The organism is Pseudomonas sp. NPDC089406, assembly GCF_044900265.1.
Lineage (GTDB): Bacteria > Pseudomonadota > Gammaproteobacteria > Pseudomonadales > Pseudomonadaceae > Aquipseudomonas > Aquipseudomonas fakonensis.
The window spans coordinates 63,677-85,033 of sequence record NZ_JBJDNC010000030.1; the positions used below are offsets into that span (position 1 = coordinate 63,677).

Here is a 21,357-nt window from a genome sequence, read left to right on the forward strand (position 1 = left end):
GACCCCCCATGGACACCAAACTGCTCGATATCCTGGCCTGCCCGATCACCAAAGGCCCGCTCAAGCTCAGCGCCGACAAGACCGAGCTGATCAGCAAGGGCGCGGGCCTGGCCTACCCGATCCGCGATGGCATCCCGGTGATGCTGGAAAGCGAAGCGCGCACCCTGACCGACGACGAGCGCCTGGACAAATGAGCCTGGCCTTCACCGTGGTGATTCCTGCCCGGCTGCGCTCCACGCGCCTGCCGGGCAAGCCGTTGCTGGCGATCGCCGGCAAGCCGATGATCCAGCATGTGTGGGAGCAGGCGCGCAAGAGCGGCGCCGAGCGCGTGGTCATCGCCACTGACGACGCCAGCATCGTCGAGGCCTGCCAGGCCTTTGGCGCCGAAGTGCTGCTGACCCGCGCCGACCACGAGTCGGGCACCGATCGCCTGGCCGAAGTGGCCGCGCAGCTGGGTTTGGCCGCCGATGCCATCGTGGTCAACGTGCAGGGTGACGAGCCGCTGATTCCGCCGGTGATCATCGACCAGGTGGCGGCCAACCTGGCGGCGCATCCGGAAGCCGGCATCGCGACCCTCGCCGAGCCCATCCATGAGCCGCAAGCCGTGTTCAACCCCAACGCGGTCAAGGTCACCAGCGACAAGCACGGCCTGGCCCTAACTTTCAGCCGCGCGCCGCTGCCCTGGGCCCGCGATACCTTCGCCAGCAGCCGCGAGCAACTGCCCGAAGGCGTGCCGTACCGCCGCCACATCGGCATGTACGCCTACCGCGTGGGCTTTTTGCAGGACTTCGTCAGCTGGGGCCCGTGCTGGCTCGAGCAAACCGAGGCGCTGGAGCAGTTGCGCGCCTTGTGGCATGGCGTGCGCATTCATGTGGCCGATGCCATCGAAGCGCCTGCCGTGGGCGTCGACACCCCTGAAGACCTGGAGCGCGTGCGGCGCTTGCTGGAGGCCTGATGCGCGTTCTGTTCGTCTGCCTGGGCAATATTTGCCGCTCGCCCACCGCCGAAGGCGTGCTGCGCCACCAGTTGCAGGCCGCCGGGCTGGCTGAGGTGGTGCACGTGGCCTCGGCCGGTACTGGCGATTGGCACGTGGGCAAGGCCCCCGACAGCCGTACCTGCAAGGCGGCATTGGCCCGCGGCTATGACCTGTCGCGCCAGCGCGCGCAGCAGGTCAAGGCGGCGCACTTCGAGGAGTACGACCTGGTGCTGGCGATGGACAAGAGCAACCTGGGCAACCTGCAGGCGCTGCGCCCGCACAGCGCCCGTGGCGAGCTCGACCTGTTCCTGCGCCGCTATGGCGCGGCGTTGGATGAAGTGCCCGACCCTTACTACGGCGGCGCTGAAGGTTTCGAGCAGGTCCTGGACCTGATCGAGGTGGCCTGCCAGGCGCTGGTGGTGGAAATCAAGGGGCGGTTATGAGCAGCCAGTGGCAGGAACAGGTTTCGCTCAAGCCCTACAACACCTTTGGCATCGACGTGCGTGCCCGCTACTTCACCCAGGCCCATGACGACGCCGAGGCGCGCCAGGCACTGGCCGAGGCTGCCGCGCGGCAACTGCCGGTGCTGGTGGTCGGTGGCGGCAGCAATTTGCTGCTGACCCGCGATATCGACGCTCTGGTGCTGCACATGGCCAGCCGTGGCCGGCGCCTGCTCAGCGACGATGGCGAGCGGGTGGTGGTGGAAGCCGAGGCCGGCGAGCCCTGGCATCCGTTCGTGCAGTGGAGCCTGGAGCAGGGCTTGTGCGGGCTGGAGAATCTCAGCCTGATCCCCGGCACCGTGGGCGCCGCGCCGATGCAGAATGTTGGCGCCTATGGTGTGGAGATCAAGGACGTGTTCGCCGGGCTGACCGCGCTGGACCGTGAAACGGGCCAACTGCGTGACTTCGCGCTGGAAGAATGTGCCTTTGGTTACCGCGACAGCCTGTTCAAGCGTGAGCCTGGCCGCTGGTTGATTCTGCGGGTGCGCTTTGCCTTGCAGCGCAGCTTGCAGGCGCACCTGGACTATGGCCCGGTGCGTCAGCGCCTGGTGGAGCAGGGCGTCGAGCAGGTCACTGCCAAGGCAATCAGCGAGGCGATCTGCAGCATTCGCCGCGAGAAGCTGCCGGACCCGGCCGAGCTGGGCAATGCCGGGAGTTTCTTCAAAAACCCGGTGGTGCCGGCTGAGCTGGCTGAGCGCATTCGCGGGCAGTACCCGACCCTTGTGGGTTATCCACAGGCCGATGGCCAGGTGAAGCTGGCGGCCGGTTGGCTGATCGAGCAGGCAGGGTGGAAGGGCCATCGCGACGGCGATGCCGGGGTGCATCGGTTGCAGTCGTTGGTGCTGGTCAATTATGGCCAGGCCAGCGGGGCGCAGTTGCATGAGCTGGCGCAGCGCATTCAGGCCGATATTTTCGAGCGCTTCGGGGTGAGGCTTGAGATGGAGCCGAACCTGTACTGACGTGTACTGGCCCTATCGCCGGCAAGCCGGCTCCTACAGGGATCGCATAGGCCTCAGGCCTGCGCTGTACCTGTAGGAGCCGGCTTGCCGGCGATTGCGATATCAATCAGCTTGCGCCTGAACAGCCCGCTAGCGCCGGCTCATGACGCTCTTGAGCCGTTTGGTCCAAGTGAAGTCCGTGGGCTGCAGTGTATCGTCGCCTTCTGCGACCCCATCGCGGTCTACTGCATAGGAAAAAATCCCGGCCTTGGGCCCCTGGCTTGGTGTCCAGGTGGCATAAGCATGGGCTGTGCTGCTTTCGAACGGTGTGCGTACATCGCCCCAGCGAGCGCCGCGCTCTTCATAGAACGAGAAGCCCACCAGAAACTTCGACGGCGCCAGGAAGCTCTGGAACATCCGGTCAAAGTGCCCTTGCACGCGGCTTGGGTTCTGGCCATAGGCCTGGAACAGCACATAGTCCAGCAGTGGCTCCAGCGCGCGCAGCAACTGTACATCGCCGAGTTCATTGGTGTCGTAGATGAACAGGCGGTCTTGCCCCAGCAGCTGGCGCAGCTCCCGTGAAATGCCCTCGGCTTGCTCGCGCTCACTGGCCGAGAGGGTATGTTCGATGTCGATATCCAGGCCATCGAGGCCCGGTGTGGATGCGAAAAAGCGCTGGTAGATGGCTGCTGCCGTCGCGCCGGGCCTGATCAGTTCATCGATGGCGACGGTGCGCACGACCTTGATCTGTTTGCGGTGCAGCGCGGGAATGATGTCTGACTGCAGCGCCTCCCAGTAGCGGGCGGGTTCATTGCCATCCGGGAACACGAAGGCGATATCCACCTCGTCGGGCAATTCGCCCATGCGGGCTGTGTTGCCAGGGTCGCCGGTGGCGATGTCGCGCCAGCAGCGGAAATAGCAGGCCATGATGCCAGGTGCGTTGCTCATGATTTCACTCAAAAGGTTGGTTGGTGTTGTGCGGCCTTCTTCGAGCTCGAAGGTGGGGCCGTAGTGGCCGGCCAACCCTACCCGCGGGGTGGGCATGCAGGGTACTGGTGCATCTGGCAGGTTGAAAAACGGCAGAGAAAAGCTTGCCTGTACCGGCCCTATCGCCGGCAAGCCGGCTCCTACAGGTACAGCGCAGGCCTGAAGCCTATGCAATCCCTGTAGGGGCCGGCCGGCGATAGGGCCAGAAGCCCAAAAAGAAAAAGCCCCGCCAGTTCGCACTGGCGGGGCTTATTCATTCAGCTAGCGGAATCAACCGTGATGAGGCTTGTGCTCGTCTTCGGTGGTTTCCAGGGCTGGGGCGGCCTCGGCGGCGGCCTGGGCAGCAGCGGCGGCTGCGGCTTCGGCTTCACGCTTGCGGCGGCGCACTTCACGCGGGTCGTTTGGCGCACGGCCGTTGGACAGCATGATGGTGGCAGGTTCCGCTTCGGCTGGAGCCTGCTCGGCGGCCACTGGCGCCTGCTCGGCTACCGGGGCTTCGACCACTTCGGCAGCGGCTTCGACCGGCTGGGCTTCAGCGACCGGGGCAGGCTGCTCGATGGCCGGGGCCTCGACGACAGGTTCCGCGACAACAACTGGCGCCTGCTCGATTTCACCGGCCTCGACGGCCGCGGCTTCGACCACAGGCTCTGCAGCCACTTCAATTACGGCAGCAGGCTGTTCGGCGACGGCTTCTTCGACCACTGGCTGTGGTGCGGCTTCAACCACTGGCTCGATGCTCGGCTCGACGGCGACCGGGGCTTCGACTGGCTGCTCGACCGCTGGCGCGATGGCGACGGTTTCGGCTTGCTCGACCGGCTGGGCGGCTTCGGCAGGTACTTGTGCCGGGGCTTCAACAGAGGCTTCTACCGGTGCTTCGGCAACCACGGCGCTGGCGCGTTCGGCCTGCTGGTTGGCCTGGGCTTCGGCTTCGCTGCTGATGTTGCTGGTGGCAACGGCGGCAGTGACGGCGATGCCGGCGGCCAGTTCGGCACCCAGCTCGGTGGCCTGGTGCTGCTGTGGCTGCTGCTCGTCGCCGGCTTCTTCGTCGCCGTCGATCAGCTCGCCATTGGCGTTGCGCTGACGTTCACGACGGTTGCTGCGACGACGCTGGCCACGGGAACGGCGGCGCGGGCGCTCGCCATCGGTGCCTTCCTGCTCGTCTTGCAGCAGCTCTTCGTTCGGCAGTTGCTCCTCGGCCAGCTCGGCGGCCTGTTCGGCAACCTGCTCGTCCGGGCGCGGCTGGCGCTCTTCACGTGGTGGGCGTGGTTGACGCTCTTCACGCGGGGCACGTTCTTCACGAGGAGCACGTTCTTCGCGTGGTGCACGCTCTTCACGAGGGGCGCGTTCTTCGCGTGGTGCACGTTCTTCGCGCGGTGCGCGCTCTTCACGTGGTGCACGTTCTTCGCGCGGTGCGCGTTCTTCGCGAGGGGCACGCTCTTCACGCGGCTGGCGCTCTTCGCGCTCGGCCGGGGTGGCGTCCAGCGGTTCGCGCAGTTCACGCACGCGCTCTTCGCGGTTGCCACGGCGGTCTTCACGCGGCTGGCGCGGAGCGCGCTCTTCGCGTGGGGCGCGTTCTTCACGCGGTGCACGTTCCTCGCGCGGTGCGCGCTCTTCACGTGGTGCGCGTTCTTCGCGAGGCTGACGCTCTTCGCGCGGTGCGCGCTCGGCACGCTCTTCGCGCGGCTTGCGTTCTTCGTCGCGGCGGCCGTTGCGGTTGCGGCTTTGCTGGCGGCCGTTGCGGCGTTCTTCGTTGCGCGCCGGGCGCTCGCTGGCCGGCTTCTCGGCCGGGGCAGGGGCGGCGGCGGGCTCTTCCTTGCCGGCGAACAGGCTGACCAGCGACTTCACCAGGCCCTTGAACAGGCTTGGCTCCGGTGCGGCTGGGGCAGGTGCGGCGGCTGCGGCAGGCTGCGGCTCTTCAACGGTGCTCGGCACCGGTGCGTTGGCGCGAGCCGGGGCGGTCTTCACCGCGGCTTCCTGGCGAACCAGGGTGCGGGTGGCGGTCGGCTGCGGCGCTTCTTCGGCTTCGGACGCGGCGATCTCGTAGCTGGACTGGTTGTTCAGCACTTCCGGGTTGTCATCGCGCAGGCGCTGGACTTCGAAGTGCGGGGTTTCCAGGTGATCGTTCGGCAGGATGATGATGCGCGCACGGGTACGCAGTTCGATCTTGGTGATCGAGTTGCGCTTTTCGTTGAGCAGGAAGGCGGCCACCGGGATCGGCACCTGGGCGCGTACCTCGGCGGTACGGTCCTTCAGGGCTTCTTCCTCGATCAGGCGCAGGATGGCCAGCGACAGCGACTCGACATCACGGATGATGCCGGTGCCCGAGCAGCGCGGGCAGACGATACCGCTGCTTTCGCCCAGCGATGGGCGCAGGCGCTGACGGGACATTTCCAGCAGGCCGAAGCGCGAAATGCGGCCAACCTGAACGCGGGCGCGGTCGGCTTCCAGGCATTCACGCACGCGCTCTTCGACAGCGCGCTGGTTCTTCGCCGGGGTCATGTCGATGAAGTCGATGACGATCAGGCCGCCGATGTCGCGCAGGCGCAGCTGGCGGGCGATCTCTTCGGCGGCTTCGAGGTTGGTCTGCAGGGCAGTTTCCTCGATGTCGCTGCCTTTGGTGGCGCGCGCCGAGTTGATGTCGATGGACACCAGGGCTTCGGTGGGGTCGATCACGATCGAGCCGCCGGACGGCAGGTCGACCACGCGCTGGAAGGCGGTTTCGATCTGGCTTTCGATCTGGAAGCGGTTGAACAGCGGCACGCTGTCTTCGTACAGCTTGACCTTGCTGGCGTACTGCGGCATCACCTGGCGGATGAAGGTCAGGGCTTCTTCTTGCGCATCGATGCTGTCGATCAGCACTTCGCCGATGTCCTGGCGCAGGTAGTCGCGGATGGCGCGGATGATGACGTTGCTTTCCTGGTAGATCAGGAACGGCGCGACGCGATCTTGCGAGGCCTCTTTGATGGCGGTCCACAGCTGCAGCAGGTAGTCGAGGTCCCACTGCATTTCTTCGCTGCTGCGGCCAAGGCCTGCAGTGCGCACGATCAGGCCCATGTCGCCCGGAACGGTCAGGCCGTTCAGCGCTTCACGCAGCTCGTTGCGCTCTTCGCCTTCGATGCGGCGGGAGATGCCGCCGGCACGCGGGTTGTTGGGCATCAGCACCAGGTAGCGGCCAGCCAGGCTGATGAAGGTGGTCAGGGCGGCGCCTTTGTTGCCGCGCTCTTCCTTCTCGACCTGGACGATGACTTCCTGGCCTTCGCTCAGGACTTCCTTGATGTTGACCCGGCCTTCTGGCGCTTTCTTGAAGTATTCGCGGGAGATTTCCTTCAGCGGCAGGAAGCCGTGACGGTCGGAGCCGAAGTCGACGAAGGCGGCTTCGAGGCTGGGCTCGATACGGGTGATCTTGCCCTTGTAGATGTTGGCCTTTTTCTGCTCGCGCGCGCCGGACTCGATGTCCAGGTCATAGAGGCGCTGGCCGTCGACCAGTGCTACACGCAACTCTTCGGGTTGAGTTGCGTTAATCAGCATTCTTTTCATGTTGTACCGTCGGTTTCCGGGCTGCCGGAAACGGCGTTCGGCACACACGACTTTTCGTGGTCGGTGCCTGGGTGCGCAAAGGGTGGCGAACCACCCCCGTGTCTGACGACGTTCGGCACCAGCCGGTTGCCCAGCCTGCCGTTGTCGCGACGACGCGTCCTGTATCGTGGTGCCCGTAAGGCCTGCCGAGTTCTTCGAACGTGATCCGAATCAACCGAGCGGGCCTGGTGCACTCAGTCAGGAGGAGGAATCAACCTGTCGGCCGTGGACGCCACGAGGGCGTCTGTTCAGGACCTTGTCCGCTCATTGCCCACTCAATCGGGGCGCTGGCCGGACGCGGTGCCACACGGTCCGAGGGCTGTGCATCTCCACCCTGCACGTATCCCTTGAAAATTCGGGTGCTGCCGCGCGCTGAATCCGCAACGGGTTGCATTTTTCGCCAGCCCATACCGGGCTGGCGCCATAACATGTCCAAGGCAGGTATTTCCGGGGCACTTCGCCCAAATGCGCGGAGACGACGGTGGCGGGCAGAGGTACGGCGAAAAGAAGCGGGTAAGCAGGTGAAACACCGCACTTGTCGTTTTTTTTCGGTCTTCTCTACACGGCGCTGGTGGCGGTTCCAGGCATTCATTAAACTGGCGAACGCTCCGTAGGACGGCCTCGCGTCCTCGGGATTGCGAAGGTCAGGGCCGGCGTAGAGCCTATAGCCGCTGGCCTGCCGCTTTTGGCGGCGTTCGCGACTATAGCAGTAATGATTAACTGCTTCAATTCCATAAAAAATTGTTATGATCCCGCCATGACGACCAATACCCCTCCGACTTCCGGCGTTCAGCTGATCGAAGTCGCGCCTGAGCTTGCCGGCCAGCGCATCGATAATTTCCTCATCACAGCCCTCAAGGGCGTGCCCAAGACCCTGGTCTACCGCATCCTGCGCAAGGGTGAAGTGCGGGTGAACAAGGGCCGGATCAAGCCCGAGTACAAGCTGCAGGCCGGCGACATCGTGCGGGTACCGCCGGTCCGCTTGCCGGAGCGCGACGAGCCGGCGCCGGTCGCCCAGGGGCTGCTGCAGCGCCTGGAGGCTGCGATCGTCTACGAGGACAAGGCGCTGATCGTGATGAACAAGCCGGCCGGCATCGCCGTGCACGGCGGCAGCGGCCTGAGCTTTGGGGTGATCGAGGCGCTGCGTCAGTTGCGCCCGGACGCCAAGGAACTGGAGCTGGTGCACCGCCTGGACCGTGACACTTCCGGCCTGTTGATGATCGCCAAGAAGCGCAGCATGCTGCGCCATCTGCATGCCGCCCTGCGCGGCGACGGTGTCGACAAGCGCTACATGGCACTGGTGCGCGGCCACTGGCCGACCTCGAAGAAGCAAGTCAACGCGCCGCTGCAAAAGAGCAACCTGCGCTCCGGCGAGCGCATGGTCGAGGTCAACGACGAAGGCAAGGAAGCGCTGACGATGTTCCGCGTGCTGCGCCGCTTCGGCGAGTACGCCACCATGGTCGAGGCGCGCCCGATCACTGGCCGCACCCACCAGATCCGCGTGCACACCTTGCATGCCGGGCACATGATTGCCGGCGACAGCAAGTACGGTGACGAAGACTTCACCCGCGAGATCCGCGACCTGGGTGGCAAACGCCTGTTCCTGCACGCCTACCAGCTGACCGTGCCGCTGCCCGATGGCGGCGAGCTCAAGCTGGAGGCGCCGGTGGATGACATGTGGGCCGGCACCATCAAGCGGCTGGCAGCCGAGCCATGAATAAAAGCTACGACCTGCTGATCTTCGATTGGGATGGCACCCTGGCCGACTCCATCGGCCGCATCGTCGAGGCGATGAACGAAGCCGCTGCGCGCTTCGGCGAGGCGCCAAGTGGCGACGAGGCGATCAAGGGCATCATCGGCCTGGCTTTGGGTGAGGCGATCTCGACGCTGTACCCGCAACTGAGTGCGGAGCAGGTGGAGGTCTTCCGCCAGCATTACGCCGATGTGTACATGGCCCTGGACCAGCAGCCGTCGCCGTTGTTCGAAGGCGTGGTGGAGTCGCTGGAAGCCTTCCGTGGCGAGGGCTATCGTCTGGCGGTGGCCACCGGCAAGGCCCGTCGCGGGCTGGACCGGGTGCTCAAGGCCAACGGATGGGAAGGTTACTTCGACATTACCCGCGCCGCCGACGAGACCCGCGGCAAGCCGCACCCGCTGATGCTCGAGCAGATCCTCGCCCACTGCCAGGTCGAACCCGGCCGGGCGCTGATGGTCGGAGATTCTGCGTTCGACTTGCAGATGGCCAGCAATGCCGGCATGCATTCGGTGGCGGTGGGTTACGGCGCGATGCCGCTGCAGGCGCTGGCCGAGTTTGGCCCGCAGGTGTGCATCAGTCATTTTTCCCAGTTGCGCGAGTGGCTGGCGGGCCCTGCAGCATTCATTTCCAAGGTAGGTGAGCATGGTTGACGAGTGGAAGGCACCGGAGAACGAAACCGAGGCGCAGCGCATCGAGCGTGAAGATCGCGAGCTGCGCGCGGCTATTCGTGAAGAAGACGAGCGGGTGGAGCGCAAGAGCTGGAAGATGCTCGAGAAGACCATGCTCGCCAACGTGCAGGAGCAGCGGCGCTCGCGGCGCTGGGGGATCTTCTTCAAGCTGCTGACCTTCGTCTACCTGTTCGGCATGCTGGCGCTGTTCACGCCGTTGATGGACATGGACAAGGCGGCATCGCGCAGTGGCAGCCATACCGCGCTGATCGAGGTGCGCGGAGTGATTGCCGACCAAGAGGCTGCCAGTGCCGACAATATCGTCAAGAGCCTGCGCGAGGCCTTCAAGGACCCGAACACCAAGGCCGTGGTGCTGCGCATCAACAGCCCGGGCGGCAGCCCGGTGCAGGCGGGCTATGTGTATGACGAGATCCGCCGCCTGCGCGCGGAGCATCCAGCGATCAAGCTGTACGCGGTGATCTCTGATCTGGGGGCGTCTGGCGCCTACTACATCGCCAGCGCCGCCGACGAGATCTATGCCGACAAGGCCAGCCTGGTGGGTTCCATTGGTGTGACCGCAGCGGGCTACGGCTTCGTTGGCGCCATGGACAAGCTGGGCGTGGAGCGCCGCGCCTACACCTCGGGCGAGCACAAGGCCTTCCTCGACCCGTTCTCGCCGCAAAAGCCTGACGAAACCGCCTTCTGGCAGAGCGTGCTGGACACCACCCACAAGCAGTTCATCGCCATGGTCAAGCAGGGGCGGGGAGAGCGCTTGAAAGACAAGGATCACCCGGAGCTGTTCAGCGGGCTGATCTGGTCGGGCGAGCAGGCTAAGGCGTTGGGCCTGGTGGATGGCCTGGGCAGTGCCAGCTATGTGGCGCGGGAGATTGTCGGCGAGAAGGATCTGGTGGACTTCACTGTGCAGGAGTCGCCGTTTGACCGCTTCTCCAAGCGTATCGGTGCCAGTGTGGCCGAGCGCCTGGCGCTGTACATGGGCATGCAAGGGCCTTCGCTGCGCTGACGGGCCCTATCGCCGGCAAGCCGGCTCCTACAGGGTGCGCGCAGCCTTGCAGGCTTGTGCTGCCTCTGTAGGAGCCGGCTTGCCGGCGATGAGGCCGCTACAGGCGGTGCAAAACTTAAGGCACCTGCACCCCTTCCTGATGCAGCATATCCACCAGGCGGATCAGCGGCAGCCCGATCAGGCTGGTGACATCGCAGCCTTGGGTGCTCTTGAACAGGCTCACCCCCAATCCTTCTGCCTTGAAGCTCCCGGCGCAGTCCAGCGGTTGCTCGGCGGCCACATAGCGCTCCACCTGTTCGCGGGTCAGTTCGCGCATGGTCACGGTAAACGGCACGCAATCTACCTGGCACTGCCCGCTGCTGCTATTGAGTAGCGCAAGGCCGGTGAGGAAGGTTACCTGCTGCCCGCTGCTCTCCAGCAATTGTTCGCAGGCGCGCTCGAAGGTGTGCGGCTTGCCGAGTATCTGTTCGCCCAGTACCGCTACCTGGTCGGAGCCGATGATCAGGTGGCCTGGGTGGCTGGCGGCCAGTGCCTCGGCCTTGGCCCTCGCCAGGCGGCGCACCAGCTCGACGGCAGGCTCGTTTTCAAGGCGGCGCTCGTCTAGGTCGGGGCTTGCCCAGGTGAAGGGCAGGCGCAGGCGGGTGAGCAGTTCGCGCCGGTAAGGGGAGCTGGAAGCCAGTAACAGGGGAAGCATGGTAGACTCCTGATCGAATACCCCGAATCCTAACATGCGTGATGCGCCGAATTTCCCTTTGACAGGGAGGGGGTGCATCCCTAGAATGCTGCGCCTATGTTGAATGACCCGATTCCACCTCACGTTGACCCGCGCAAATTGGCTGATCGTGGCGTAACCCTTAACGGTTCGCTGCAACTCGCTGATTTGGAAAGACTCTGCGACCCGCTTTCCGACAATGTCGGTACGGTGCAGGCGAAGTTCGATTTTGAACGAGACGAACAGCACACTGTGGTTATCCACAGCGAGCTGGATGTCGAAGTCAAGATGGTTTGCCAGCGTTGTCTTGAGCTGGTCACCCTTCCAATCCACAGCGAATGTACTTACGCGGTGGTGAAGGAGGGTGCGAATACCCAGTCGTTGCCGAAAGGCTATGACGTGCTGGAACTGGGCGAAGATCCTTTGGATCTGCAGGCGCTGATCGAGGAAGAGCTGTTGCTCGCCCTGCCGATCGTACCTGCTCATCATCCGGAAGAATGCCAGCAGCCGGCGGGCGCAGATGAGCCCGAGCCGAGCAAGGACGAGGTATCGCGGTCCAACCCGTTCAGTGTTTTGGCGCAGTTAAAGCGTGACCCAAACGTTTAGGAGTTAATCAATTATGGCTGTTCAGCAGAACAAAAAATCCCGCTCTGCCCGTGACATGCGCCGTTCGCACGACGCCCTGTCCGAAAACGCACTGTCGGTCGAAAAGACCACCGGTGAAGTACACCTGCGCCACCACGTATCGCCAGAAGGCGTATACCGTGGTCGCAAAGTGATCGACAAGGGCGCCGACGAGTAATCCTTGTCCGCTCAGATCATCGCGATCGACGCAATGGGCGGGGACTTCGGTCCCCGCAACATTGTCCAGGCTAGCATTGCCTGCCTTTCGGCTACTCCCTCGCTGCACCTGACCCTCGTCGGTCAACCCTCCCTCCTAGAAGATCTTGTCGGCGGCCTTGCGGCTGCGGATCGCGCGCGCCTGCAAATTGTTGCGGCCAGCGAGGTGGTGGGCATGGACGAGCGTCCGTCGCAGGCGTTGCGCGGCAAGCCCGATTCGTCGATGCGCGTCGCCCTCGAACTGGTGCGCGATGGCAAGGCTCAGGCCTGCGTCAGTGCCGGCAATACCGGCGCGCTGATGGCGCTGTCGCGTTTCGTGCTGAAAACCTTGCCTGGCATCGATCGCCCGGCCATGGTGGCGGCGATTCCGACCCAGGCCGGCTATTGCCAGTTGCTCGACCTGGGCGCCAACGTCGACTGCAGCGCCGAAAACCTCTACCAGTTCGCTGTGATGGGTTCGGTGGCGGCGCAGGCGCTGGGCATTCATCGCCCGCGGGTGGCCCTGCTGAACATCGGCACCGAAGACATCAAGGGTAACCAGCAGGTCAAGCTGGCGGCGACGCTGCTGCAGAACGCCCGCGGCCTCAATTACATCGGCTTCGTCGAGGGTGACGGGCTGTATCGGGGCGAGGCGGATGTGGTGGTGTGCGACGGTTTCGTCGGCAATATCCTGCTCAAGTCCAGCGAAGGCCTGGCCACCATGATCGGTGCGCGCATAGAAAAGCTGTTCAAGGGCGGCGCCTTGTCGCGGGTGGCGGGGGTCATGGCCATGCCGTTGCTCAAGCGGCTGCAGGCCGACCTTGCGCCGGCGCGGCATAATGGTGCGAGTTTTCTCGGGCTGCAGGGCATCGTCATCAAGAGCCATGGCTCGGCGGGCGTGCAGGGGTTCCAGAGCGCGATTCAGCGTGCGCTGATCGAAATCCAGGAGAACCTGCCGCAGCGTCTGCATGGGCGGCTTGAGGATCTGTTGCCTTGAGCCCGGCGCTGGCTTCATCGCCGGCAAGCCGGCTCCTACAGGTTGTGGGCCCTGACAGGAATTTGGGCATACCGCCCACGAAGTGCTTAAATGTGACCGCTTGGTCTGCGTCTCCATCCAAGTGTTCAGATTGCGCGCCCGGCCCAAGGCCTGGCGCACCCTATCCGACGACAAGATCATAAGGGCTTGTTCAATGTCTGCATCCCTCGCATTCGTCTTTCCCGGCCAAGGTTCCCAGTCGCTGGGCATGCTCGCCGAACTCGGCGCCGAAAAGCCGGTGATCGTCGAGACCTTCAAGGAAGCTTCCGAGGCCCTGGGCTACGACCTGTGGAAACTGGTCCAGGAAGGCCCAGAAGAACAACTCAACCAAACCGACAAGACCCAGCCGGCAATCCTCACCGCCTCGATCGCCCTGTGGCGCTTGTGGCTGGAAGAGGGCGGCGCGCAGCCGGCCTTCGTTTCCGGCCACAGCCTGGGTGAATACAGCGCGCTGGTCGCAGCTGGCAGCCTGTCGCTCAAGGACGCCGTGCGCCTGGTCGAGCGCCGTGGCCAGTTGATGCAGGAAGCGGTGCCGGCCGGCCATGGTGCCATGGCTGCCATCCTCGGCCTGGACGACGCCGTGGTGGTCGAGATCTGCGCTGAAGCTGCCGAAGACGAGGTGGTCAGCGCGGTCAACTTCAACTCCCCAGGCCAGGTGGTCATCGCCGGCAACAAGGCCGCGGTAGACCGCGCCATGGAGCTGTGCAAGGCCAAGGGCGCCAAGCGTGCCCTGCCGCTGGCGGTCAGCGTGCCGTCGCACTGCGCCCTGATGAAGCCTGCGGCCGAACGTTTTGCCGAGTTCGTCAACGCCATCGAGTGGAAGGCCCCGCAAATTCCAGTGGTGCAGAACGTCAGCGCCGCCATCGCCGCCGACCTCGACGCCCTCAAGCAGGACCTGCTGGCGCAGTTGTACCAGCCGGTACGCTGGGTCGAGTGCGTGCAGGCCCTGGCCGCGCGCGGCGCGGTCAACCTGGTCGAGTGCGGCCCGGGCAAGGTCCTGGCTGGCCTGAACAAGCGTTGCGCCGACGGCGTGACCACTTACAACCTCAACACCCCCGACGCCGTCGCCGCCACCCGTGCGGCGCTGGCCTGAATCTGGAGACGCTTGCATGAGCCTGCAAGGTAAAGTTGCACTGGTGACCGGCGCCAGCCGTGGTATCGGCCAAGCCATCGCCCTCGAGCTGGGCCGCCAGGGCGCCATCGTGATCGGTACCGCCACCTCGGCCTCCGGCGCCGAGCGCATCGCCGCCACCCTGAAAGAGCACGGCATTGCCGGCACCGGCATGGAGCTGAACGTGACCAGCGCCGAGTCCGTCGAGGCAGTACTGGGCGCCATCGGCGAGCAGTTCGGCGCACCGGCCATTCTGGTCAACAACGCCGGTATCACCCGCGACAACCTCATGCTGCGCATGAAGGACGACGAGTGGTTCGACGTGATCGACACCAACCTGAACAGCCTCTACCGTCTGTCCAAGGGCGTGCTGCGTGGCATGACCAAGGCCCGTTGGGGTCGTATCATCAGCATCGGTTCGGTCGTCGGTGCCATGGGCAACGCCGGCCAGGCCAACTACGCCGCCGCCAAGGCAGGCCTGGAAGGCTTCAGCCGCGCCCTGGCGCGTGAGGTGGGTTCGCGTGGCATCACCGTCAACTCGGTGACCCCGGGCTTCATCGATACCGACATGACCCGCGAGCTGCCAGAAGCGCAGCGTGAAGCCCTGCAGACCCAGATTCCGCTGGGCCGCCTGGGCCAGGCCGACGAGATCGCCAAGGTGGTTTCGTTCCTGGCATCCGACGGTGCAGCCTACGTGACTGGCGCCACCGTGCCGGTCAACGGCGGGATGTACATGTAAAAACCGCAACGCGATGTGACGGATTGCTTCAAAAAACAGTCATACTGCGAGCCTAAAATCCGTTATAAAGCTGCAACCAGATTCCAGGCAGTGGGCTAGGTGACCCGGCCGAAGGCGTGTTCCGCTTGAAAAGCAGGCGTCTTCCTATAAACTTGGTCACCGGCCAGCTGCCTGACATATGTCCATTAGGAGTGAAAACTAGGTATGAGCACCATCGAAGAACGCGTCAAGAAAATCGTCGCCGAGCAACTGGGCGTCAAGGAAGAAGAAGTGACTGCTGAGAAGTCCTTCGTCGACGACCTGGGTGCCGATTCGCTTGACACCGTTGAGCTGGTGATGGCTCTGGAAGAGGAATTCGAGACCGAAATCCCTGACGAAGAAGCCGAGAAGATCACTACCGTTCAAGCTGCCATCGACTACGTCAAAAACCACCAGGCTTAAGACGTTTCAGTCGACGCTTCTTGTCGGGGAAAACCGCACTGCCTTTGCCGGCGTGCGGTTTTTTCTTTGCAAGGACCGGGGTTTGCTGCCATTCCATTCGCCATGGCAAGTGCACTGGCAAGAAACTCTGTTATCAGGAAAGAGGAGAGTACTGTGTCGCGTAGACGCGTCGTGGTCACCGGTATGGGTATGCTGTCGCCACTGGGTACCGATGTGCCCAGCACCTGGCAGGGCATTCTGGCTGGCCGCAGTGGCATTGGTCCTATCGAGCATACGGACCTGTCTGCCTACTCCACCCGTTTTGGCGGCTCGGTGAAAGGCTTCGAGGTCGGGCAGTATCTCGACCAGAAAGAGGCCCGCAAGCTGGACCTGTTCATTCAGTACGGTCTGGCGGCCGGTTTTCAGGCGGTGCGTAACGCCGGCCTGGAAGTCACCGACGCCAACCGCGAGCGCATCGGCGTGGCCATGGGCTCGGGTATCGGTGGCCTCACCAACATTGAAGAAACCAGCAAGATCCTGCACGAGAAGGGGCCGCGCCGTATTTCGCCGTTCTTCGTGCCGGGCTCGATCATCAACATGATCTCGGGTTTCCTGTCGATCCACCTGGGCGTGCAAGGGCCGAACTACGCCATTGCCACCGCCTGCACCACCGGCACCCACTGCATCGGCATGGCCGCGCGCAACATCGCCTACGGTGAAGCCGACGTGATGATCGCCGGCGGCGCCGAAATGGCCGCCTGTGGCCTGGGCATGGGCGGCTTTGGCGCCTCGCGTGCGCTGTCCACCCGCAACGACGAGCCGACCCGGGCCAGCCGCCCGTGGGACAAAGGCCGCGATGGCTTCGTGCTGTCTGACGGTGCCGGCGCGCTGGTGCTCGAAGAGCTCGAGCACGCCCAGGCCCGTGGTGCGACCATCTATGCCGAGCTGGTCGGTTTTGGCATGAGTGGTGATGCCTACCACATGACCTCGCCACCGGACACCGGTGAAGGCGCCGCCCGCTGCATGGCCAATGCCCTGCGCGATGCCGGCATCCAGCCTGAGCAGGTCAACTACATCAACGCCCACGGCACCTCGACGCCTGCCGGCGATGTGGCGGAAGTGGCGGCGATCAAGCGGGTGTTCGGCGAGCATGCCTACAAACTGGCGGTGAGCTCGACCAAATCGATGACCGGCCACCTGCTGGGCGCCGCCGGTGCGGTAGAGGCGATTTTCAGCGTGCTGGCGATCAACAGCCAGATGGCGCCGCCGACCATCAACCTCGACGAGCCCGATGAAGGCTGCGACCTGGACTTCGTCGCGCATGAAGCCCGCAGCATGCCGATCGATGTGGTGCTGTCCAACTCCTTCGGCTTTGGCGGAACCAACGGTTCGCTGGTGTTCCGCCGGTTCGCCGGCTGATGCACAGCTGGGTCGATGGCCAGCCGGCCTCTGCACTCAACCTGCAGAACCGCGGCCTGGCCTATGGCGATGGCCTGTTCGAGACCATCGCCGTGCGCGGCGGCAGGCCCAGCCTGCTGGCGCTGCACCTCGAGCGCCTGGCGCTGGGTTGCCAGCGCTTGGGGCTCGAAGCCGACATCACCCTGGTCGAGGATGAGCTGCACCGCTACGCCAGCCAGCTGGGGGAGGGGGTTGCCAAGCTGATCCTCACCCGCGGCGACAGCCTGCGTGGCTACGCGCCGGCAGCCGGTGTGCCGGCCCGGCGCATTCTGCAGGGCAGCCCCTTGCCCGCCTACCCTCAGGCAAATGCCGAAACCGGCATCCGCCTGTTCCCTTGCCAGACCCGTCTTGCCCAGCAGCCACTGCTGGCTGGCCTCAAGCACCTCAACCGCCTGGAACAGGTACTGGCCCGCGCCGAATGGCAGGACAGCGCTTGCGCTGAAGGCCTGATGCGCGATACCGACGGCCGGCTGATCGAGGGCGTGTACAGCAACCTGTTCCTGGTGCGTGATGGCGTGCTGCTGACCGCCGACCTGAGCCGTTGCGGCGTGGCCGGGGTGATGCGCGCTGCGCTGCTGCAACAGGCGCCGCTGCTGGGCATTGGCGTGCAGGTGCGCGACCTGGTGCTCGAAGACCTGCAGCAGGCCGACGAAGTGTTCGTCTGCAACAGCGTCTATGGCATTTGGCCGGTGCGCGAATTCGGCGCGCTTGACTGGCCGGCGGGGCCGCTCACCCTTAAACTGCAGGCCGTTGCCCGTACGTTACTGGATACCTGAATTCGTGAGACGCAAATTCCTGCTGCTGCTGGAAATGGGTTTGATCCTGGCCGGCCTGGCACTGGGCTGGTCTGCCTGGAAGATCAACTCGGTCCTGGAGCAGCCTCTGCAAGTGGCGCAGGAGCGCCTGATCGAAGTGCCCAGCGGCACCACGCCCAACCGCATGTTCTACCGCATGCAGGGTGAAGGGCTGCTGGACGATGCCGTCTGGCTGCGCCTGTACTGGCGCTTCAACATGGCCGGCACTGCACTGCATACCGGCGAATACCGCCTGACCCCCGGCATGACCGTGGGCCAGTTGTTCGATGCCTGGCAGCGCGGCGATGTGGTGCAGTACAACCTCACCTTGGTCGAGGGCTGGAACTTCCGCCAGGTGCGCGCCGCCGTAGCCAAGCACGAGAAAATTCGCCATACCCTCGACGGTCTGTCCGACAGCGAAGTGATGGACAAGCTCGGCCACACCGGCGTATTCCCCGAAGGCCGCTTCTTCCCTGATACCTACCGTTTCGTGCGCGGCATGAGCGACGTCGAGCTGCTGCAGCAGGCCTACATGCGCCTTGAAGAGGTGCTGGCCAAGGAGTGGGCTGCGCGTAGCGAAGGCTTGCCCTACCGTGACCCGTACCAGGCGCTGATCATGGCCTCGCTGGTCGAGAAGGAAACCGGCATTCCCCAGGAACGCGGGCAGATCGCCGGCGTATTCGTGCGCCGCCTGCGCCTGGGCATGATGCTGCAGACCGACCCCACCGTGATCTACGGCATGGGCGAGCGCTATAACGGGCGCATCACCCGTGCCGACCTGCGTGAGCCGACGCCTTACAACACCTACACCATGACCGGCCTGCCGCCCACGCCGATCGCCATGGTCGGCCGCGAGGCGATCCACGCAGCCCTCAACCCCAGCGACGGCTCGAGCCTTTACTTTGTTGCCCGCGGCGATGGCAGCCATGTGTTCTCCGACGATCTGGACGACCACAACAGCGCGGTGCGCGAGTTCCAGCTCAAGCGCCGGGCGGATTACCGCTCAAGCCCCGCGCCGCAGGCGCAGCCTGGGGCAGGGGATGCGCCGGCCAGCGAGCCGGCCCCAGCCAACGCAGCACCCGCTCCGGCCGATACGCCGGCCACCGAACAACAGTAAGGAACGCCTGTGACCGGCTTGTTTATCACCCTCGAAGGCCCCGAAGGCGCGGGCAAGAGCACCAACCGCGAGTACCTGGCCGAGCGTCTGCGTGAGCAGGGCATCGATGTGGTCATGACCCGCGAGCCCGGCGGTACCCCGCTGGCCGAGCGCATTCGCGAGCTGCTGCTGGCCCCCAGCGACGAAACCATGGCCGCCGACACCGAGCTGCTGCTGATGTTCGCCGCCCGTGCCCAGCACCTGGCCGAGGTGATCCGCCCGGCGCTGGCCCGTGGCGCAGTGGTGCTGTGTGACCGCTTCACCGATGCCACTTACGCCTACCAGGGCGGTGGCCGCGGGCTGTCGGTCGAGCGTATTGCAACGCTCGAAACCTTCGTCCAGGGTGCGCTGCGCCCGGACCTGACGCTGGTCTTCGACCTGCCGGTGGAAGTGGGCCTGGCCCGCGCCGCCGCCCGCGGCCGCCTGGACCGCTTCGAGCAGGAAGGCCAAGGCTTCTTCGAGGCCGTACGCCAGGCTTACCTGCAGCGCGCGGCGCAGCACCCGCAGCGTTACAGCCTGCTGGATGCCGCGCAGTCGCTGGAGGCGGTGCAGCGTTCCATTGACGCGCTGCTGCCGGGTATCCTGGAGCGTTGCCGTGGCTGAGGCCTACCCCTGGCAACAGGCGCTCTGGCAGCAATTGGCCGGGCGCAGCCAGCACGCCCACGCCTACCTGCTGCACGGTCCGCAGGGCATCGGCAAGCGCGCCCTGGCCGAGCGTCTGATGGCGCGTTTGCTGTGCCAGCAACCCCAGGGCCTCGACGCCTGTGGCCAGTGCAAGGGGTGCCTGCTGCTCAAGGCCGGCAGCCACCCGGACAACTTCATCCTCGAGCCTGAAGAAGCCGACAAGCCGATCAAGATCGACCAGGTGCGCGAACTGGTCTCGTTCATTGTGCAGACGGCCCAGCAGGGCGGGCGCAAGGTGGTGTTGATCGAGCCGGTGGAGGCGATGAACATCAACGCGTCCAACGCTTTGCTCAAAAGCCTTGAGGAGCCTTCGGGCGACACCGTTTTGTTGCTGGTCAGCCACCAGCCCAGCCGTTTGCTGCCGACCATCAAGAGCCGTTGCCAGCAAGTTGCCTGCCCACAGCCCAGCGAAGCCCAGAGCCGCGCCTGGCTGGCCGGCGCATTGCCCGAGAGCAGTGACGAGGAACGCGAGGAGCTGCTGACTTTGGCCGCCGGCTCGCCACTGATGGCAGTCAACTTGCAAGCCCAGGGCGTGCGCGAACAGCGGGCGCTGGTGACCGACGGGGTGAAGAAGTTGCTCAAGCAGCAGCAATCGCCCAGCCAGTTGGCCGAAGCCTGGAAGGACGTGCCGTTGTTGTTGCTGTTCGACTGGTTCTGCGACTGGTCTCACCTGGTGCTGCGCTACCAGTTGACCCAGGATGAGGACGGGCTGGGCTTGGCTGACATGCGCAAGGTGCTGCAGTACCTGGCGCAAAAGAGCCGCCCGGCCAAGGTGCTGGAAATCCAGGCGTGGGTGCTTGAACAGCGCCAGAAGGTACTTGGCAAGGCCAACCTCAACCGTGTATTGCTGCTCGAAGCCATGCTCGCCCATTGGGTGCAGTTGCCGGGCCAGCGCTGATTTTCACCGTTACTTCATATGTGCCGTATTCCCATGCTCGTAGATTCCCATTGCCACCTCGACCGTCTTGATCTTACTGCCCACCAGGGCTCCCTCGATGCCGCCCTGCAGGCAGCCCGGGAGCGGGGCGTGGGGCATTTTCTGTGCATCGGCGTCAGCGCCGAGAACGCCGGTGCGGTCAAGGCGCTCAGCGAGCAGTACAGCGATGTGGATTGCTCGGTAGGGGTGCACCCGCTGGACCTGGCGCCAGGGGAAACCCCGGCACTGGACTGGCTGCTGCGCGAACTTGCGCACCCGCATGTGGTGGCCATCGGTGAAACCGGGCTGGACTACCACTACGAGCCTGAGGCGGCCGAGTTGCAGCAGGCGTCCTTCCGTTTGCATCTGGAGGCTTCGCGGCAGACTGGCAAGCCGGTGATCGTGCATACCCGCGGGGCGCGGGCCGATACCCTGGCGCTGTTGCGTGAGGTCAGCTTGCCGCAGGCCGGTGTGTTGCACTGTTTCACCGAGGACTGGGAGATGGCTCGGGCGGCGCTGGACTTGGGTTATTACATCTCGCTTTCGGGGATCGTCACCTTCCGTAATGTCGATGCCTTGCGCGAGGTGGCCCGGCAGGTGCCGGTTGACCGGTTGCTGGTGGAGACGGACTCGCCTTACCTGGCGCCGATTCCGCATCGCGGGAAGCCGAACTTGCCGCAGTATGTGCGGGAGGTGGCGGAGTATGTGGCTTCGTTGCGCGGGGCTAGTTATGAGCAACTGGCTGAGCAGACGACGGCGAACTTCAAGCGGTTGTTCCCGTTGGCTCGGGTTGGGTGATTAGCCTTTGGGTTGGTTGGTTGGTTGGTTGGTTGGTTGGTTTTGTCGTGGTTGGTTTTGAAAGTTGTAGGCGCATTCATTATTTATAGTGACGCTTATTCACCTTTCCGCCCTTACGGCGGCTCACTTTTTGAAGCATCAAAAAGTAAGCAAAAAATGCTCGCTCCATTCATCCGGCCCCTGCGCTACGCTCCGGGGTACCCTCACTCCGGGCTTGCTCCGGGGGTACGCGCCGACGGGCCGTCCCTGGCCCGATCGGCGCTCGACCGGCATCCATGCCGGTCGCCCCCCTACG

The 21,357-nt window shown here is 64.6% G+C and carries 22 protein-coding genes; 19 read left to right on the forward strand and 3 right to left on the reverse strand.

All coding sequences use genetic code 11. From position 1 onward, the window contains the following. The first annotated feature begins 8 nt into the window (after positions 1 to 8). Genes ACI2KK_RS20460 through murB form a run of 4 tightly spaced genes read left to right on the forward strand, consistent with a single transcriptional unit; the run spans position 9 to position 2,435 of the window. On the forward strand, positions 9 to 194 hold the full coding sequence (locus tag ACI2KK_RS20460; protein ID WP_003247142.1) for a Trm112 family protein: 186 nt from the start codon (positions 9 to 11) through the stop codon (positions 192 to 194). Then, positions 191 to 955, forward strand: a complete 765-nt coding sequence (gene kdsB / locus ACI2KK_RS20465; protein ID WP_404670322.1) for a 3-deoxy-manno-octulosonate cytidylyltransferase — start codon at positions 191 to 193, stop codon at positions 953 to 955. The genes ACI2KK_RS20460 and kdsB overlap by 4 nt, the downstream gene beginning before the upstream one ends. After that, positions 955 to 1,419 (forward strand): low molecular weight protein-tyrosine-phosphatase, encoded by a 465-nt coding sequence (locus ACI2KK_RS20470; RefSeq protein ID WP_404670323.1) that lies wholly within the window; start codon positions 955 to 957, stop codon positions 1,417 to 1,419. The genes kdsB and ACI2KK_RS20470 overlap by 1 nt, the downstream gene beginning before the upstream one ends. Then, the gene (gene murB / locus ACI2KK_RS20475) at positions 1,416 to 2,435 is read left to right on the forward strand and encodes a UDP-N-acetylmuramate dehydrogenase (RefSeq protein WP_404670324.1); all 1,020 of its coding nucleotides are present in this window, start codon (positions 1,416 to 1,418) and stop codon (positions 2,433 to 2,435) included. The genes ACI2KK_RS20470 and murB overlap by 4 nt, the downstream gene beginning before the upstream one ends. 129 nt (positions 2,436 to 2,564) lie before the next feature. On the opposite strand, the gene ACI2KK_RS20480 is transcribed toward murB, so the two are convergent. Both ACI2KK_RS20480 and rne read right to left on the reverse strand, forming a co-directional pair. Then, a complete protein-coding gene (locus tag ACI2KK_RS20480; protein ID WP_404670325.1) occupies positions 2,565 to 3,437 on the reverse strand; it encodes a hypothetical protein in 873 nt (290 codons plus the stop codon). A 234-nt stretch (positions 3,438 to 3,671) separates the two neighbouring features. Then, positions 3,672 to 6,938, reverse strand: a complete 3,267-nt coding sequence (gene rne, locus ACI2KK_RS20485; RefSeq protein WP_404670326.1) for a ribonuclease E — start codon at positions 6,936 to 6,938, stop codon at positions 3,672 to 3,674. Positions 6,939 to 7,734: 796 nt separating this feature from the next. Between rne and rluC the strand changes: the two genes are divergently transcribed. The 3 genes from rluC to sppA all read left to right on the forward strand — a co-directional run bounded on the left by rluC (position 7,735) and on the right by sppA (position 10,419). Beyond that, the gene (gene rluC / locus ACI2KK_RS20490) at positions 7,735 to 8,694 is read left to right on the forward strand and encodes a 23S rRNA pseudouridine(955/2504/2580) synthase RluC (protein ID WP_404670327.1); all 960 of its coding nucleotides are present in this window, start codon (positions 7,735 to 7,737) and stop codon (positions 8,692 to 8,694) included. Further along, positions 8,691 to 9,380 (forward strand): HAD family hydrolase, encoded by a 690-nt coding sequence (locus tag ACI2KK_RS20495; RefSeq protein ID WP_404670328.1) that lies wholly within the window; start codon positions 8,691 to 8,693, stop codon positions 9,378 to 9,380. Before rluC ends, ACI2KK_RS20495 begins: the two co-directional genes overlap by 4 nt. Before the next feature lie 115 nt (positions 9,381 to 9,495). Then, a complete protein-coding gene (gene sppA / locus ACI2KK_RS20500; protein ID WP_404670337.1) occupies positions 9,496 to 10,419 on the forward strand; it encodes a signal peptide peptidase SppA in 924 nt (307 codons plus the stop codon). A 115-nt stretch (positions 10,420 to 10,534) separates the two neighbouring features. Here the strand turns inward: sppA and ACI2KK_RS20505 are convergent, their stop codons facing one another. After that, complete coding sequence (locus ACI2KK_RS20505; RefSeq protein WP_404670329.1) at positions 10,535 to 11,113, reverse strand: Maf family protein; 579 nt, start codon at positions 11,111 to 11,113, stop codon at positions 10,535 to 10,537. A 96-nt stretch (positions 11,114 to 11,209) separates the two neighbouring features. Between ACI2KK_RS20505 and ACI2KK_RS20510 the strand changes: the two genes are divergently transcribed. The 12 genes from ACI2KK_RS20510 (at position 11,210) to ACI2KK_RS20565 (ending at position 21,062) form a co-directional block, all read left to right on the forward strand. Continuing rightward, the gene (locus tag ACI2KK_RS20510; RefSeq protein ID WP_217842431.1) at positions 11,210 to 11,737 is read left to right on the forward strand and encodes a YceD family protein; all 528 of its coding nucleotides are present in this window, start codon (positions 11,210 to 11,212) and stop codon (positions 11,735 to 11,737) included. Between the two features lie 13 nt (positions 11,738 to 11,750). Then, complete coding sequence (rpmF, locus tag ACI2KK_RS20515; protein WP_010223221.1) at positions 11,751 to 11,933, forward strand: 50S ribosomal protein L32; 183 nt, start codon at positions 11,751 to 11,753, stop codon at positions 11,931 to 11,933. Between the two features lie 3 nt (positions 11,934 to 11,936). Further along, a complete protein-coding gene (plsX, locus tag ACI2KK_RS20520; RefSeq protein ID WP_404670330.1) occupies positions 11,937 to 12,947 on the forward strand; it encodes a phosphate acyltransferase PlsX in 1,011 nt (336 codons plus the stop codon). Between the two features lie 193 nt (positions 12,948 to 13,140). Next, positions 13,141 to 14,079, forward strand: a complete 939-nt coding sequence (gene fabD / locus ACI2KK_RS20525; protein ID WP_217888317.1) for an ACP S-malonyltransferase — start codon at positions 13,141 to 13,143, stop codon at positions 14,077 to 14,079. Between the two features lie 16 nt (positions 14,080 to 14,095). After that, positions 14,096 to 14,836 carry a 3-oxoacyl-ACP reductase FabG gene (gene fabG / locus ACI2KK_RS20530; RefSeq protein WP_369990447.1) on the forward strand — a complete coding sequence of 247 codons (741 nt, stop codon included), beginning with the start codon at positions 14,096 to 14,098 and terminating at the stop codon, positions 14,834 to 14,836. A 204-nt stretch (positions 14,837 to 15,040) separates the two neighbouring features. Beyond that, positions 15,041 to 15,277 carry an acyl carrier protein gene (gene acpP / locus ACI2KK_RS20535; protein ID WP_009685065.1) on the forward strand — a complete coding sequence of 79 codons (237 nt, stop codon included), beginning with the start codon at positions 15,041 to 15,043 and terminating at the stop codon, positions 15,275 to 15,277. A gap of 153 nt (positions 15,278 to 15,430) precedes the next feature. Continuing rightward, positions 15,431 to 16,675, forward strand: coding sequence for a beta-ketoacyl-ACP synthase II (fabF, locus tag ACI2KK_RS20540; protein WP_217842434.1), 1,245 nt, complete (start codon positions 15,431 to 15,433; stop codon positions 16,673 to 16,675). Then, on the forward strand, positions 16,675 to 17,490 hold the full coding sequence (gene pabC, locus ACI2KK_RS20545; RefSeq protein ID WP_404670331.1) for an aminodeoxychorismate lyase: 816 nt from the start codon (positions 16,675 to 16,677) through the stop codon (positions 17,488 to 17,490). The genes fabF and pabC overlap by 1 nt, the downstream gene beginning before the upstream one ends. A 4-nt stretch (positions 17,491 to 17,494) precedes the next feature. Continuing rightward, a complete protein-coding gene (gene mltG, locus ACI2KK_RS20550) occupies positions 17,495 to 18,625 on the forward strand; it encodes an endolytic transglycosylase MltG (protein WP_404670332.1) in 1,131 nt (376 codons plus the stop codon). Positions 18,626 to 18,634: 9 nt separating this feature from the next. Next, complete coding sequence (gene tmk, locus ACI2KK_RS20555) at positions 18,635 to 19,267, forward strand: dTMP kinase (RefSeq protein WP_404670333.1); 633 nt, start codon at positions 18,635 to 18,637, stop codon at positions 19,265 to 19,267. Then, a complete protein-coding gene (locus ACI2KK_RS20560) occupies positions 19,260 to 20,246 on the forward strand; it encodes a DNA polymerase III subunit delta' (protein ID WP_404670334.1) in 987 nt (328 codons plus the stop codon). The genes tmk and ACI2KK_RS20560 overlap by 8 nt, the downstream gene beginning before the upstream one ends. A 33-nt stretch (positions 20,247 to 20,279) precedes the next feature. After that, complete coding sequence (locus ACI2KK_RS20565; RefSeq protein ID WP_404670335.1) at positions 20,280 to 21,062, forward strand: TatD family hydrolase; 783 nt, start codon at positions 20,280 to 20,282, stop codon at positions 21,060 to 21,062. The last annotated feature ends 295 nt before the right edge of the window (positions 21,063 to 21,357 follow it).